Here is a 16,164-nt window from a genome sequence, read left to right as displayed (position 1 = left end):
ATATTGTAGCCCGAATATGCAAACTTTATAGGCCTACGACCTTACTTATTAACTGTTATTAACGAATAGGTTTAATTTTTGCAAATATTTTCCCAATAAAAGCAGGTTTATTTTTAACCGAAAGCATTTGTCCCACCTATTTATTATTTAATAAAAGAAAAACATCAACGTTTTAAAAGCCAAGACTTACGAAAATAAACACGAAGCGTTAAAAAAACAGAAGCAGGGCCCTATCACCCACACGCCTCGGCAAGCAGGAAATCATAGCCTGCCGACGGCCCAACCGACAGCCTTGCGCCGACTGACGCACGGACGAGAAACGAGGCGGTTTTCATGACGTATCAAAAGTGGGAAGAAAGGTTATGCCCCACTTTTTTGTCAAAAATAAGGAGTGATTTTTAACACTTCGGGAGGGTCACAAACAGAAAACAAAAAGGCCGGTTCTTGCTTTTCAAAGTCTGCCTCGAGGGCTTCCACACGCTAAAAATAGGAGTAAACAATGGCCAAAACAGCTCTTTGGAGCAACCAAAAACCCGCTTCAACAGAACGAGAAAAACGATGGTAAGAAGTCAAAGGCCCACTATCGGCCGACCAAAGCAGGCTTTTGGAAGCATGGGGAGAACGGCATTTTACCACGATCAGACATAAACAACTGTTTATCAACAAGATACAAAACCTCTAAAATATTGAATATTTACAATCAAAAGACGGCCGACGGCGAAAAGAGGGCTTATTTTCAAGCCCCGTGTAAAAGTTTTTCGCAATCGCGATTATCATATTTCGCCATTGCCATAATTATTTACAACCATCATCACCCCGACTTGCCGCCGCGGCCATGAAAGAATTTCGCCACCGTCCTATCAGTTTTTCGACACGACCACCACGCCACCCTCGCTCCCAAGCCGCGGCCTCCCTGCGCCCCGACATGGGCAAAACGGCCAAATGCAAACTCGGAATGACAAAAGGCAGAAATAAGCTATGGAATTTTAATTCTTTAACCTAAATACTTTATTATATACGGTTTTTTTGTAGAATGAAAGTTGTTTGTTGTTTTGATTTTCCGTAACTTTGCGGACGGTAAAACTCAAACAAGGCCACGAAGCGTCAGCCCATGGCCTATAAAGGATAAATCCAAAGAACTTAATTTTTCACAACTTAAATACATTTATAGAATGGCAAAGTTTGACAAAGCAGTACTCGAAAAGTACGGTATCACAGGTACTACAGAAGTAGTCTACAATCCTTCTTACGAAGTTTTGTTCGAAGAAGAGACTAAAGAAGGTCTTGAAGGTTTTGAAAAGGGTCAGGTTACTGAGCTTGGCGCCGTTAACGTGATGACTGGTGTGTACACCGGTCGTTCTCCTAAGGACAAGTTCATCGTTGACGACGAGAACTCTCACGACACAGTATGGTGGACTTCTGACGAATATAAGAACGACAACAAGAAGGCCAGCAAGGAAACTTGGGACGTTGTTAACGCATTGGCTAAGAAAGAGCTTTCTAACAAGCGCCTCTTCGTAGTTGACGGTTTCTGCGGCGCCAACAAGGATACCCGCATGAAGGTTCGCTTCATCATGGAGGTAGCATGGCAGGCTCACTTCGTAACTAACATGTTCATCCGCCCCGTAAATCAGGAAGAACTCGATCAGGAGCCCGACTTCATCGTTTACAACGCCTCTAAGGCAAAGGTTGAAAACTACAAGGAACTCGGTTTGAACTCTGAAACAGCCGTTGTATTCAACGTAACCAGCAAGGAACAAGTTATCCTTAACACATGGTACGGTGGTGAAATGAAGAAGGGTATGTTCTCTATGATGAACTACTACTTGCCTTTGAAGGGTATCGCTTCTATGCACTGCTCTGCCAACACCGACATGAACGGCGAGAACACCGCCATCTTCTTCGGTCTGTCAGGTACTGGTAAGACTACTCTTTCTACCGACCCGAAGCGTTTGCTCATCGGTGACGACGAGCACGGATGGGACGACAACGGCGTCTTCAACTTTGAAGGTGGTTGCTACGCTAAGGTTATCAACCTCGACAAAGAGTCTGAGCCCGATATTTATGGCGCCATCCGTCGCGACGCTCTCTTGGAGAACGTAACAGTGGCAGAGGACGGTAAGATCGACTTTACCGATGGTAGCACAACCGAGAACACTCGTGTTTCTTACCCAATCGACCACATCACCAACATCGTTAAGCCTATCTCAGCAGGTCCCGCAGCAAAGCAGGTAATCTTCTTGTCGGCTGACGCGTTCGGTGTATTGCCTCCCGTATCTATCCTCGACGCAGAGCAGACCAAGTACTACTTCCTCTCCGGCTTCACAGCTAAGCTCGCCGGAACAGAGCGCGGTATCACTGAGCCTACTCCAACCTTCTCTGCTTGCTTCGGCCAAGCATTCCTTGAGCTCCACCCAACAAAGTATGCTGAGGAATTGGTTAAGAAGATGGAGAAGAACGGTGCCAAGGCTTACTTGGTAAACACCGGCTGGAACGGAACCGGCAAGCGTATTTCTATCCGTGATACACGTGGTATCATCGACGGAATCCTGAGCGGTGCCATCAACGAAGCTCCCACCAAGACCATTCCTTTCTTCAACTTCGTAGTTCCTACACAGTTGGAAGGCGTTGACACTAACATCCTCGACCCACGCGACACTTACGCTGACGCAGCACAGTGGGAAGAAAAGGCTAAGGACTTGGCAGCCCGCTTCATCAAGAACTTCAAGAAGTACGAAGGCAACGAAGCCGGTAAGGCACTCGTAGCAGCAGGTCCCCAGCTCTAAGCTGACAATGATTCTTCGAGTCGCCGTCCGACCGGCAGCGACCGCGAGATAACCCATCCCGCTCTCCCCATCGGAGAGCGGGATTTTTGTATCCTACAAAAAGAAAGCCCGATGATTCACAATATTTACCAAAACAACCATACGAAACACGTTTAAAATCAATCCGAAAGTCACAAATAATCAATCGAAATCATTATTATAAGATACGAAAGGATTAAAAAACTTATTAAAACTACTGAAAAATGGATTGAAAAGTTTGGCGTGTTCGTGCACAATTAGTACATTTGCAATGTATTCGCGAGAATACTTTATTGTTTTTTCATTAGGTTAGTAGTTTTGATAAACATTTAAGGTAAAGATTATGTTATTAGATTTTGACACAAATGATATGTTGGTAACGTTATAGAGCTAACGACAAAAGAGCCTTCAACGGCCCTTTCTGCCCAACATTCAAGTAGATTAAATCAATTAAGGCCGGCACGAGTGATCGCACCGGTCTTATTTTATAACATGACAAAAGAGCCACAAATCGCTCGTTTTCAACCCGCTAAGAACAAAAACTAAAACAAACTTAAAAAACCAACTATATTCCTTATTTTACATAATAATGGAGACAAAAATTCCCCTATTTGCGTTTTTCTGATTAAATTTGCACGCAAAAACGAATAAAATAAGAGGAATGAAGAGGAAGTTTTTATCCTTCACATTATTGCTGACAGCCGGCATTTTGCTTTCATCATGCTTGGGCAATAACGAGGAAGAACCAACTACCTATTATGATTCGGCCATCACCGGTTTCCAAATCGGAACGCTGAACAAATATGTAACCACCACCGGCAAGGACGGAAAGAAGACCATCACCAAGACCTCGGTGAACTGTAGCGCATACGCTTTTTACATTGATCAGGCCAATCATCTGATTTACAACCCCGACTCCTTGCCCGCAGGTCTCGACATCAAGCACGTCGTAACGACTTGTTACGCCAAGAACGGAGGCGTTATCACCCTGAAAGATAACAAGAGCGAGAACGTCTACGCTTACTCCACGCAAGACTCCATCGATTTTTCTGAGCCACGGACCTTCATTGTTTACAACAATACGGGTGCCGTCAAAACGACTTATACGGTCAAGGTAAACATGCACAAGCAGGAGGCTGACCATTTCGGATGGAACGCCACTACCGCCACCAATGACGAGTTGGGCGCCCTTACCGGCATGAAGCTCTTGCCATGTGGCGACAACATGGTTCTCTTCGGCCTGAAAGACGGGCAGACCAAGGTGTATGCCACAGCCCAAAGCGACATCAACGGCTGGAAGGCTTTGGCTCCCAACATCGCCCTCGACGCCCATGCGGCGGCTAACGTGGTGGCTGCGGCAGGCCGACTTTACCTGCTCAACGGCGGCAAACTCTACTCCTCGACCGACGGAAGCCGATGGGACGAAGTTGCTGCGGCGCCTAATCTCACGAAACTTCTCGGCGCTTCGGGCGCTAACATCTACGGCCTAACGGCTGACAATACGCTCATGCGCTCGGCTGACGGCAGCAAGTGGACCAAGGAAACCATGGATGACGACGCGGCGCTCCTGCCTTCACAGAACATCAACTTCGTGACGCTGCCCCTCAAGACCAATGCCAACACCAATTACTTGGTGCTCATCGGCAACCGCGACAACAACTACCCAACAGATAACAACGCTCAAGTATGGGGCAAAGTGGAAGACAACAGCGAGGAAGCCAAAGCCGAGCCGTGGAGCTACTATCCCCCCGCAAGCGATAACAAATACAAGGCCCCTCGCCTGACCAACCTCCAAATAGCTGGCTACGGCAACGACATGATAGCCTTGGGAGGCAAAGGCATGGGCGAAAAGAACGAGAAAGCATTTGGTGGAATCTACCGAAGCCAAGACAAGGGAATCACATGGAAAGTGGATTCTGTCATGACTTTGCCCACCGCTTTCAAGAGTAGCGAGACCGACTTCGCCATGACGGTGGACCGCCAAAACTTCATTTGGATTGTCTGCGGCAACAGCGGACAGATTTGGAGAGGGCGCCACGACGGCAAAGGATGGGCTACGGAACAAACCAAGTTTGAGAAATAACATTTCCGAATGACGTCGAGAGTCATGCTGGCATTCGTGCTCATGGTCACTGCCATGCAGAGTCATGCGCAGCTCGACGATGAATATCGCTGGGAAACAGGAGCCGGAATAGGACTCACTGGCTATCTCGGCGATTTCAACGGTAATATAACCCGCGACTTCCGGCCCGCCGCCACCCTGCAGCTGCGCAGGGTTATCAATCCGTCAATGGACGTTAGGCTGGCCGCTACCATGGGAGGGATAAAAGGAAATTCCGATAACACGGCCACCATTTTCCCCGACTATGCGGCCCATCCCTACCACTTCAGCCACAAGCTGATGGACGTCGGACTGGCCTACGAGTACAACCTATGGCCCTATGGCACCGGTCACGACTATCGGGGAGCCAAACCTCTGACGCCTTATTTACTGGCAGGAGTGGGCATAACCTACGTTGACGCCGATGAAAAGAGTGTCCTTACACCCAATATTCCTTTGGGATTGGGCATTAAATACAAGGTCGCGCCACGATTGAACCTCGGTTTCGAGTGGGCGGTTCACCTCACGATGAGCGACAAGCTCGATGGAGTGAAAGACCCGTACCACGTGAAAAGCCAAGGCGTTTTCAAGAATACGGACGCCTATTCGGTCATACAACTGACCCTAACCTACAGTTTCGCGCCCAAATGCGCCAACTGTAACAAAGATTTTTAATACAAAGAATTAGAGCATCATACAGACATGGCAGAACCCAACTACAACTTTGACATGGAAAGAGTGCCACAGCACATCGCCATGATCATGGATGGCAACGGCCGTTGGGCCACAGAGCGCCATCAACCACGCTCTTATGGCCATCAGGCCGGCGTGGATACAGTGCGTCGCATCACCTCGGAATGTGTGCGATTGGGTGTGAAATACCTGACGCTCTATACCTTTTCCACCGAAAATTGGAGCCGTCCCGCCGATGAGATCAGTGCCTTGATGGGATTGGTTCTCAGCTCTCTTGAGGATGAAATCTTCATGAAGAACAATGTACGCTTCCGTGTTATCGGCGACAGACAGCGCTTACCCGAGGCCGTCCAGCAGAAACTGCGCGAAACGGAGGAGCATACGGCGGCCAACTCTGCCATGACCATGGTGGTGGCACTTAGCTACAGTGCCCGCTGGGAGATAACACAGGCCGTGAAAGATATTATCAATGAGCACGAGAATCAAGCCGAACAACCGTCGCATGGACCATTGACAACGGCCGACATTACCGAAGACCTCATCAGCAAACACATGCAGACGAGCTTCATGCCCGACCCCGATTTGCTTATCCGGACGGGCGGTGAGCTTCGTATCAGCAACTATCTGCTGTGGCAAATCGCCTATTCCGAGCTCTATTTCTGCGATACCTATTGGCCCGACTTCAACGAAGCCGACCTCCACAAGGCCATCGAGAGCTATCAAAACCGCCAGCGCCGCTTCGGCAAAACGGAGGCTCAGGTGGAAGAGGAGTCAAAATAAAGGGGTCCACTCGTAAGTAACGGACCCTCCATAATGATTAGAAAATACTTATAACGAATATGTATATATATAATAAGGTGTTGTTTTCCCTTGCCGCCATGCTGACGTTGGCCTTGGGAACCAAAGCACAGGACAAGATCGTTTTTCCCGACATATCCTACGCCGGGACACCACGCACATGCGTTATAGCCGGCCTCAATGTCGATGGTATTGAGGGATACGAGAATACGCAGTTAGCCGGTATCTCCGGACTCGTCATCGGCGGGGAAATCACGGTGCCCGGAAGAGAAATCACCGACGCCGTGCGACGCTATTGGAAATACGGATTGTTCTCCGAAGTATCTATCGGTGCCGACTCCATCATTGGCAACAAGATTTATCTGCATATTCATTTGAAAGGACGTCCCCGCGTTTCGGCCATCAACTATAGGGGCTTGAAGAAAAGCGAACGTGAGGATATGGAGAAAAAACTCGGCCTTCTGATGGGCTCACAGATTACTCCCAACATGATTGACCGTGCCAAGATATTGGCCAAGAAATACTTTGACGACAAGGGATTCAAGAACGCTGACATAGAAATTGTGCAGCGCGACGACCTCTCAAGCAAGAATCATGTCATCTTGGACGTCAATGTCGACAAGAAGGAAAAGATGAAAGTGCGCAACATTTTCATCGAAGGCAATAACTCATTAAAGGACAGCAGAATCAAAGGTGGCTTGTTCACAAAGGGTGCCTTTGCCAAGATTCACGAGTCAGGAAAGTTGAGTTCTTTCCTCAAAGCCAAGAAGTTTACCCCTGAACGCTGGGAAACTGACAAGAAAAACCTCATTGACAAGTATAACGAATTGGGCTACCGTGACGCCGTCATCTTAGAGGACAGCGTGTGGAACAACGACCCCAAGCACGTCAACATATATCTCAAAGTCAACGAAGGTCGCAAATATTTCCTCCGTAAGATGACTTGGGTGGGCAACACCGTGTACAACACGGACTATTTGGCAGCCGTTTTGGGCATGAAGAAAGGTGATGTCTACAATCAGAAACTCATGAAGAAACGCCTCCAAGAGGATGAGGACGCGGCCGGAAACCTTTACTATAACAACGGATATGTGTTCTCCAGCATTACTCCTACCGAGGTAAACATCGACGGAGACTCCATCGATTTGGAAATGAGAGTGGTCGAAGGACCACAAGCTCACCTAAGTCATGTGCGCATCAATGGTAACGACCGCCTCTACGAAAACGTAGTTCGGCGTGAGCTTCGCACCAAACCGGGCGACCTCTTCTCGAAAGAAGCCCTCACCCGTTCTTTGCGTGAGCTTGCCTCCATGGGCCATTTCGACCCCGAGGAAATGACACCTGATGTCAAGCCCGATTACGAAAACGGAACCGTGGACATCAATTATAACCTCAAACAGAAGAGCAATGACCAAATAGAATTCTCACTCGGATGGGGTCAGACGGGTGTCATCGGCCGTGTAGGATTGAAGTTGAACAACTTCTCCATGGCCAACCTCTTCAACAAGAATAAGGAACATCGCGGCATTATGCCCATCGGTGATGGCGAAGTTTTGAGCATTGGCGCCCAAACCAACGGCAGCTATTACCAGAGTTACAACGCAAGCTACTCCACAAACTGGTTCGGTGGCAAGCGTCCTATACAGTTCAGCGTGGGTGCATACTTCAGTAAGCAGACCGACATTTCGAGCACTTACTTCAACAACGCCTCTATGATGAACTATTACAACAACTATTATTATGGTTCAGGTTCCTATGGTTACAACAACTATGAGAACTACTACGACCCCGATACTTACATTAAGCTCTACGGCTTGAACCTCGGTTGGGGTAAGCGTCTGCGTTGGCCGGATGATTACTTCACACTCTCCATGCAGTTGTCATACCAGCGTTACATACTGAAAAACTGGCGAGGATCGTTCCTCATGCGTACCGGAACGGCCAACAACCTTAACCTCAGTATCTCGGTCAACCGTACTTCCACCGACAACCAGCTCTTCCCACGTCGCGGATCTGAGTTCTCCGCTAGCGTAACCCTTACCCCGCCATGGAGTGCTTGGGACCATAAGGACTATAAGAACTTGGCCAACAATAGCAATTCTCCCACCTTTGCCAAGGAGCAACAAGAGAAATATCGCTGGATAGAATATAACAAATGGAAGTTCAAGGCCAAGACTTACACAGCCCTGACCAACGGCCAAAAGTGCTTCGTACTGATGACCCGAGTGGAGCTTGGCTTGCTCGGTAGCTACAACAAGTACAAGAAGAGCCCGTTTGAAACCTACTACATGGGTGGTGACGGTATGACCGGATACTCATCAGGCTACGCCGAAGAAACGGTGGCCCTGCGTGGTTATGAGAACGGATCCATCGCTTACAACGCCTATGCTTACGACCGTTTCTCCCTCGAATTACGCTATCCGTTCATGCTCGGCAACACTACCATCTACGGACTTGGCTTCCTCGAAGCCGGTAACGCTTGGTACAACACCCGCGATTTCAATCCCTTCGACATGAAGCGTTCGGCCGGTCTCGGCGTGAGAATCTATCTCCCGATGGTTGGTTTGATGGGTATCGACTGGGCATACGGTTTCGACAAGGACAATGTCAATGGCAAAAAAGGCGGCAGCCAATTCCATTTCATCCTCGGACAGGAGTTCTAATTGCTAAAAAAATCAAAAGCAGTTAACTTCCACCCTTTGATAACAGTCTAACTAATTGTATTTAAAAAGAAAGGAACTGTACAATGAAGAAGATAATCCTTATGAGCTTCATGCTCATCGCCACGCTCACCGCATCGGCCCAAAAGTTTGCTTTGCTCGACATGGAGTACATCATGAAGAACATTCCCGCATGGGAACGGGCCAATGAACAGATAAACCAAACCAGCAAAAAGTGGCAGGCCGAGGTGGAAGCCCTCAACAACGAGGCCGCGACCTTGTATAAAAACTATCAGAACGAGGCCGCTTTCTTATCGAACGAACAGAAGAAAAGCCGTCAGGAAGCTATCATGAACAAGGAGAAAGAGGCCGCCGAGCTTCGCAAGAAGTACTTCGGTCCCGAGGGCGAACTGTTCAAAAAACGCGAGAGCCTCATCGCTCCCATCCAAGAAGACATCTACAATGTCGTGAAAGAAATATCCCTTCTCCGTGGCTACAGCCTTGTGCTCGACCGTGCGAGCGACACCGCCATCATCTTCGGAAGTCCTAAAATCGACATCAGCAACGAAGTACTCGAGAAGTTAGGTTACGGCAGATAAGGAGCCATCCCCCAACAATGAATTAACAAAATAATAACAATAAAAAAACTTAGAACAATGAAAAAACTATTTTTAATGTTGATGCTTCTTGCGCCAATGGCTATGTTTGCGCAGAAATTCGGTAGAGTAAACACGCAAGCTATCATGCAAGCCATGCCTGAACTGGCCAAGGCTAACGGCGAATTGGCAGCAGAGCAGAAGAAGTATGAGAACGACTTGAAGGCCATGCAGGATGAGCTGACCCGCAAATCACAGGAATACGATAAGACCAAGGCTACCATGAACGCTACCAAGCAGCAGGAAACCGAGACCGAATTGCAGACCATGTATCAGAAGATACAGCAGACCTTCCAAGACAACCAGCAGGCTTTGCAAAAGAAGTCTAACGAGTTGATGGAGCCCATCGTTACCAAAGTACGCAATGCCATCAGCGCAGTGGGCAAGGCTGGTGCCTATACCTACATCCTCGAAGAGGGCTCCGCACTCTACATGGGCGACGCCGTGAAAGACGTTACCGCCGATGTAAAGGCTCAGCTCGCCAAGATGAAGTAATCAAACGACTATCACTTCCACAGTTTAGGAAGTGAATCCCTACACGCAGGAATCGGCTTTGGTCCGGTTCCTGCTATTTTGAAACAATCCAATCCCATATCAGCATGAAGAAGTTTTTCCTTTTCGCGGCAGTCACATTGTTATCACTGACCGCATCGGCACAGACAACCGAGTCGCAGCCACGCGAAACCACAACCACCCAAGCAGCCGCCGGCGCCTTGAAGTTTGGCTATTTCAGCTATGAGGAAGCCATGAAATCATCGGCCGACTACAGTCTGATACAACGCAACATGGCCGACCTTCGTGCCAAGTACGACGCAGAGATGAAACGCGTGGAGGACGAATTCAACAAAAAATACGAAGACTTCCTCGACGGACAGCGCAACTTCGCGCCTTCCATCCTGAAGAAACGTCAGGCCGAACTGCAAGAGCTGATCGAAAAGAACGCCGCTTTCAAGAAGGAAGCACAAGAGCTTTTGAAGAAGGCAGAGAAAGAAGCTCTCGCCCCATTGAAGCTGAAAGTAAAACTCGCCGCCGCCAAAATCGGTCAGAGCAAAGGCCTTGCCTTCATTCTCAACCTCGACGGCGACAGCCTGCCCTACGTCGACAGCACCGTGGGCCAAGACATTACAGAGGCCGTAAAAGCAGCGTTGCAATAGTCCATGGGGAGCCTCAACCCTCCCGAAAACCGTTTTTCACAATGATGTTATCCAATGCCCCGGGACCCATTGGCGTCTTCGACTCGGGTTATGGTGGCCTGACCATCCTTCACGGCATACGCCAATTGCTGCCCCAATACGACTTCATGTACTTGGGCGACAATGCTCGTGCGCCCTACGGAACCCGCTCTTTCGACGTCGTTTACCAATTCACACGGCAGGCCGTACTCAAACTATTCAGCATGGGCTGCCAATTGGTCATCTTGGGATGCAACACCGCCTCGGCCAAAGCCTTGCGCACCATTCAGCAGCGCGACCTTCCCTTGTGGGACTCTGACCGCCGCGTGCTGGGCGTTATCCGTCCCACGGCCGAAGTCATTGGGTCGCTCACCCACTCACGCCACGTGGGATTACTGGCCACCGAGGGCACCGTGCGCAGCCACAGCTACGACATTGAGATACAAAAGTTTTTTCCCGACATAGCGATCAGCGGCGTGGCATGCCCCTTTTGGGTGCCGTTAGTGGAATACAACGAGGCCGACAGCCCCGGCGCCGATTACTTCGTGAAGAAGCGCATTGACGAGCTCATGCGCCAAGACCCCGCCATCGACGCCATCATCTTGGGCTGCACCCACTATCCCATCCTCATGCCGAAGATCCTGAAATATGTCAATCCCGGCGTTAAAATCATCGCCCAAGGCGAATATGTGGCCCATAGCTTGGCCCAATACCTCGACCGCCACACAGCCCTTCGCAAAAAACTGACCACCGGAGGCACTTGTCAATACTTCACGACGGAGAACCCCGACAAGTTCAAGGAGAGCGCCCAAATCTTCCTCAAGGAGAAAGTCAGCGTCAGCCATGTCGACTTGGAATAAGCCAAACACGGCAACATCATCACCCGAATACTAAAAAAGTCATGCTTTCCCAATCGGAAAAACATGACTTTCTTTTATTTTCGGCCTACCCGAATTTATCCTTTAATTCAAGGAAAGGGCCCAAGCCCGAATATCGTTTCTTACAAGCCGCTATCCCCGTGGCTATTTGTTTTCTCTCGTGAAATAGCGCACCGGATACCAAACGGCTATCCATCCTACGGCCATTACCGTGAGGAATACGAGCAACACATCCACATAATGCACGCTCACGGGGTAGGAATTGATCACAAAACTGCCACTGCGCTCACCCATTTTCACCAATCCGTAAGTCTGCTGGAGCCAGCACAAGAGCAGTCCGAGCCCTATGCCGATGACCGCGCCCAGCGCCGAGATCATACGACCCTCCAACAAGAATATCCTCGTTATCTGCTTATCGTCGGCACCCAAGCTGCGCAGCGTGGCCACATCCTTCTTCTTATCGATGATAAGCATGGAGAGTGAGCCTATGATATTGAAGCAAGCCACCACCAAGATGAACGTAAGGAAGATGTAAGCCATCATCTTTTCTATCTGCATTATCTTGAACGTGTCGGCTTGTTGCTCAAAACGGTCCAACACCCGGTACTTTTCGCCCGCTATCTTCTGCATCTCTCGCTTCACGGCTTCAAAGTCGCTGCCGTCTTTCAGTCGCAGTTCGAGCGACGACAACCTGCCATCCTCACCGAAGAGCAGGCGTGCGAAGCTAACCGAAGTGATGATGTAATTGCGGTCGTACTTGCTTTGGTTCACCGCGAACACCACCCCCGGCGACAGCACCGAGTCGACCACGAAGCCCTCTTGCGGGCTCATCACGTCGTACTGGCCCTCACGCTGGGGCGCGTAAATGCGCAGATAGTCGCCAAAGCTGGCCGAGGTGCCCAGCGCAGCGGCCAGCCTTATGCCGGGAATACCATATTGCAGATTGGCCGCATGCAATGAGAACTCGCCTTCGCCATAAAGGATTTCGGTGATATGGGTGAGCGAGTCGAAGTTGTCGTCCACGCCTTTCACCGTCACCATGGCCTGCTTGTCATGATACATGGCCAAGGCCTGATCCTCCACACACTCCGTGGCCACGGCCACTTGAGGCAACTGTCGTATCTTCGTCAGCAGCGGGTCATCGGCCGGGGCGGTCTTTCCCGTAACGGGAACCACCTTCAGTTGTGGGTCGAAATTCGTGAAGAACGAGGCCACCAAGTCATGAAATCCGTTGAAAACGCTCAATACGATGACCAAAGCCATCGTCGCCACGGCCACGCCTATCACCGAAATGACGGAGATAATGTTGATGGCATTGGTCTTTTTCTTGGAAAACAGATAGCGTCGCGCTATGTAAAAAGGAAAATACATCGCTTCTTTCTGAATGAAAAGGATAAGTCGTCGCCCCGCCGTTTACTTCTTCAGCAGCTCGTCAATGCGCTCTATGTAGTCCAGACTGTCGTCGATGAAGAAGCGCAACTCAGGAATGATACGCAACTGATTGCGCACTCTTTGGCCCAAATCGTAGCGTATGGTCTTCTCGTTGGCGATGATGTTCTTGAGTATCTCCTCACCTTTATCGCTGGGGAAAATGCTCAGATAGGCGGTGCAAATGCTGAGGTCGGGACTTACTTTCACCCGGGTGACGCTCACCATGACGCCGTGCATCATGCGGGTTTGACCTTGAAAAATGGTCGCCAGCTCCTTTTGCAGCAGGCGCGATATACGATTTTGTCTTGTTTCTTGCATAATATAATAATGTTATAGTGGGTGCAAAGTTAAGCAATAATATTGAAACGCCATGCCTTGCGGCCCACGGTCGTCCTATTTTTTTCGGATGATGGTCAGGCCGTCGCGCAGGGGCAGTATCACTTTCTCCACCCTTTCGTCGGCCGCCACGTGGTCGTTAAAGGCCCTTATGCCCTGCGTCTGCCGGTCGTGGTCGTAGGCCGGGTCGACCACATGACCGTCCCACAGCGTGTTGTCGGCCAATATGTAACCGCCGGGGCGCAGCAGGCTCATCACCATTTCGTAGGTTTCCACGTAGGTACGCTTATCGCCGTCGACGAAAGCCATGTCGAACATCACGCCCAACCGGGGCGCCAGCTCGTTGGCGTCGCCAATGATGAAGCTGATGTTATCGGCCAGTCCCGACCCTTCTATCCACGGACGGGTGAAGTCTTCCATCTCATCGTTTACCTCGAACGTGTAGAGCCGGCGCTCCACATCAGGCTCCTCGGCTTCCAAGGCCTTGAGTCCCTCGGCCAAGCAGAGGGCCGAATAGCCCGAGAAAGTTCCCACCTCGAGGATATTGCGGGGCCTTGCCATCTGCACAAACATCTTCAGCAGCCGTCCCTGCAGATGGCCGCTGGCCATGCGTCCGTGGATGGTATGGATGTTGGTGGCCCGATAAAGGCGGTACAGATAGTCACCCTCGGGGTCGCTGTGGTCACGAATGTAGGCGTCGAGCGGGGGCTGTGATGGGTCGGTCGTCATCGGTCGGTGCCCTTTCTCGTCAGTCCCTCTATGGCCAAGTCGTAGCCCTGAAGGCCGAATCCGCAGATAACGCCCTTGCAAACGGCCGACAAATAGGAGTGGTGACGAAAGCTCTCACGCTCGTGCACATTGCTGATATGCACCTCGACCACCGGACAGCGCAGCGCCCTGACGCAGTCGTGAAGGGCTATACTCGTGTGGGTGTAGGCGCCGGCATTGAGCACCACGCCGTCAAACGTGAACCCCACTTCCTGCAACTTATTGATAAGCTCACCCTCAACGTTGCTCTGATAATAGCTTATCTCCACGTCGGGAAACTTGGCCCGCAGCCCGGGCAGATAGCTCTCGAAGCTCTCGCTGCCATAGATTCCGGGCTCTCGCAGGCCCAGCAGATTGAGGTTGGGCCCGTTAATGATTTGTATTTTCATCTTTTTATCCTATCTTTGTAGGTCAGTAAGCCCCGCTGCGCCACGGTATTCTCGCCCCCGCAGGCGGCTCCTTTCCATGCTTTTGGGCAAAAATAGTAAAATAAATGGAAATCGACAAGAAAAGAATCGCTAATGTTGTGAAGGCTTATATCAGGTTTCTGAAGCTGGAACGCAACTACACGACCAACACCATTGAGGCCTACCGCCACGACCTTGAGAGCCTCATAAGCTATTGCCGGTCCAACGAGATAGACCCTCTCGACGTGAAACTCGACGACCTTCAGCACTTCTCGGCCACGCTCCACGACCTCGGTATCGGCCCCAAGTCGCAGGCAAGGGTGCTCAGCGGCGTGCGGGCGTTCTACCGTTACCTGCTGCTCGATGGCTACATTGAGGCCGACCCTTCGGAACTGCTCGAGTCGCCACAGCTCGGTCTCCACCTGCCCGAGGTGCTTTCGACCGCCGAGGTCGACCTTTTGGAAAGCAGCATTGACCTCTCCAAGCCCGAGGGCCAGCGCAACAAGGCCATCATAGAAGTGCTTTTCTCCTGCGGTCTGCGTGTTTCGGAGCTTACCCACCTCAAGATTTCCAACTTATACCTTGACGAGAAGTTCCTCCGTGTGGAGGGAAAAGGCAACAAGGAACGCCTTGTGCCCATTTCGTCAAAGGCCATCAAGGAAATCAAACTATGGTTCTCGGACCGTGTTCACCTCAATATCAAGCCCGGGGAAAGCGACTATGTATTCCTCAACCGGCGGGGCCACCACCTCACCCGCACCATGATACTCATCATGATCAAGCGTCAGGCCGTAGAGGCGGGTATCACCAAGACCATTTCTCCCCACACCTTGCGCCACAGTTTCGCCACGGCGCTCCTCCAAGGCGGTGCCGACCTGCGGGCCATTCAGGCCATGCTGGGTCATGAGGACATCGCCACCACCGAGATATACACCCACGTCGACACCACAACCCTGCGTGAAGAAATCCTCAACCATCACCCAAGAAATATGAAGAGTTGAGGGGTTGGGGAGTTGATAGGATGAATGGTTAGTATGCAGGGTGAAGAGTAGAGAGGTTGAGGGGATGAATGGTTAGAATCACCGATGACAGATGGGCCACTCATAGTGGCCCTTTGACCCGCCCAAAGCAGGCTTTTGAGCCTGCCATAGCAGCCCTTTCATCGGGTCAAAGCGGGCCTTTCACCGAGCCATTTACTATCATCGGCGCCCTCGCTGCCTCCATCGGACTGGTCCGACCAGTCTGACTAGTCCGACCCGTCCGACAAACCGGCGGGCCATTTGCCCGCCCGCCCACTGCGCCCCCGCCGCCCTCATCTCCCCAACTCCCCACCCCTACAACGGGCTGAAAGCCCTCTCCTACCCTTAAAATTTGTAATTCATTAGCCGGAAACGACTTTTTCTTATATCTTTGTGGCTGTATAGACAGGATTTAAGTAAAATAATACATCTATAACATAT

General features: G+C 50.5%; 14 protein-coding genes and 1 pseudogene. 11 read left to right on the top strand and 4 right to left on the bottom strand.

Going from position 1 to position 16,164, the window contains the following annotated elements; all coding sequences use genetic code 11:
* Positions 1-1,172 precede the first annotated feature (1,172 nt).
* The 10 genes and pseudogenes from pckA (at position 1,173) to murI (ending at position 11,744) form a co-directional block, all read left to right on the top strand.
* Positions 1,173-2,786, top strand: coding sequence for a phosphoenolpyruvate carboxykinase (ATP) (pckA, locus tag VIR50_RS01670; RefSeq protein ID WP_331933414.1), 1,614 nt, complete (start codon positions 1,173-1,175; stop codon positions 2,784-2,786).
* A 679-nt stretch (positions 2,787-3,465) separates the two neighbouring features.
* The gene (locus VIR50_RS01665) at positions 3,466-4,887 is read left to right on the top strand and encodes a DUF6242 domain-containing protein (RefSeq protein WP_331933413.1); all 1,422 of its coding nucleotides are present in this window, start codon (positions 3,466-3,468) and stop codon (positions 4,885-4,887) included.
* A 9-nt stretch (positions 4,888-4,896) separates the two neighbouring features.
* Complete coding sequence (locus VIR50_RS01660) at positions 4,897-5,580, top strand: type IX secretion system protein PorG (RefSeq protein ID WP_331933412.1); 684 nt, start codon at positions 4,897-4,899, stop codon at positions 5,578-5,580.
* Positions 5,581-5,607: 27 nt separating this feature from the next.
* Positions 5,608-6,378 carry an isoprenyl transferase gene (locus VIR50_RS01655; RefSeq protein WP_331933411.1) on the top strand — a complete coding sequence of 257 codons (771 nt, stop codon included), beginning with the start codon at positions 5,608-5,610 and terminating at the stop codon, positions 6,376-6,378.
* Positions 6,379-6,437: 59 nt separating this feature from the next.
* A pseudogene (locus tag VIR50_RS12385) lies at positions 6,438-7,784 on the top strand (BamA/OMP85 family outer membrane protein); the annotation flags it as partial.
* Positions 7,785-7,883: 99 nt separating this feature from the next.
* Positions 7,884-9,059 (top strand): BamA/TamA family outer membrane protein, encoded by a 1,176-nt coding sequence (locus VIR50_RS12380; RefSeq protein WP_414703513.1) that lies wholly within the window; start codon positions 7,884-7,886, stop codon positions 9,057-9,059.
* Between the two features lie 83 nt (positions 9,060-9,142).
* Positions 9,143-9,655 carry an OmpH family outer membrane protein gene (locus VIR50_RS01645; RefSeq protein ID WP_331933409.1) on the top strand — a complete coding sequence of 171 codons (513 nt, stop codon included), beginning with the start codon at positions 9,143-9,145 and terminating at the stop codon, positions 9,653-9,655.
* A 57-nt stretch (positions 9,656-9,712) separates the two neighbouring features.
* Positions 9,713-10,207, top strand: a complete 495-nt coding sequence (locus VIR50_RS01640) for an OmpH family outer membrane protein (protein WP_331933408.1) — start codon at positions 9,713-9,715, stop codon at positions 10,205-10,207.
* 104 nt (positions 10,208-10,311) lie between these two features.
* Positions 10,312-10,866, top strand: a complete 555-nt coding sequence (locus VIR50_RS01635) for an OmpH family outer membrane protein (protein WP_331933407.1) — start codon at positions 10,312-10,314, stop codon at positions 10,864-10,866.
* 41 nt (positions 10,867-10,907) lie between these two features.
* On the top strand, positions 10,908-11,744 hold the full coding sequence (gene murI / locus VIR50_RS01630) for a glutamate racemase (RefSeq protein ID WP_331933406.1): 837 nt from the start codon (positions 10,908-10,910) through the stop codon (positions 11,742-11,744).
* Between the two features lie 162 nt (positions 11,745-11,906).
* Here murI and VIR50_RS01625 read toward each other — a convergent pair whose 3' ends face one another.
* The 4 genes from VIR50_RS01625 to aroQ all read right to left on the bottom strand — a co-directional run bounded on the left by VIR50_RS01625 (position 11,907) and on the right by aroQ (position 14,686).
* On the bottom strand, positions 11,907-13,133 hold the full coding sequence (locus tag VIR50_RS01625; protein ID WP_331933405.1) for an FtsX-like permease family protein: 1,227 nt from the start codon (positions 13,131-13,133) through the stop codon (positions 11,907-11,909).
* Between the two features lie 42 nt (positions 13,134-13,175).
* Complete coding sequence (gene rbfA / locus VIR50_RS01620) at positions 13,176-13,511, bottom strand: 30S ribosome-binding factor RbfA (RefSeq protein WP_331933404.1); 336 nt, start codon at positions 13,509-13,511, stop codon at positions 13,176-13,178.
* 75 nt (positions 13,512-13,586) lie between these two features.
* Positions 13,587-14,258 (bottom strand): O-methyltransferase, encoded by a 672-nt coding sequence (locus tag VIR50_RS01615; protein ID WP_331933403.1) that lies wholly within the window; start codon positions 14,256-14,258, stop codon positions 13,587-13,589.
* Positions 14,255-14,686 carry a type II 3-dehydroquinate dehydratase gene (gene aroQ / locus VIR50_RS01610; protein ID WP_331933402.1) on the bottom strand — a complete coding sequence of 144 codons (432 nt, stop codon included), beginning with the start codon at positions 14,684-14,686 and terminating at the stop codon, positions 14,255-14,257. The genes VIR50_RS01615 and aroQ overlap by 4 nt, the downstream gene beginning before the upstream one ends.
* A gap of 104 nt (positions 14,687-14,790) precedes the next feature.
* Here aroQ and VIR50_RS01605 point away from each other — a divergent pair, with 104 nt between their 5' ends.
* Positions 14,791-15,705 carry a site-specific tyrosine recombinase gene (locus tag VIR50_RS01605; RefSeq protein ID WP_331933401.1) on the top strand — a complete coding sequence of 305 codons (915 nt, stop codon included), beginning with the start codon at positions 14,791-14,793 and terminating at the stop codon, positions 15,703-15,705.
* Positions 15,706-16,164: the final 459 nt, after the last annotated feature.

The organism is Prevotella sp., assembly GCF_036570325.1.
Taxonomy (GTDB): domain Bacteria; phylum Bacteroidota; class Bacteroidia; order Bacteroidales; family Bacteroidaceae; genus Prevotella.
The sequence above is the reverse complement of the archived record's forward strand: the minus strand, read 5'-3'. Positions and strand labels throughout refer to the sequence as shown.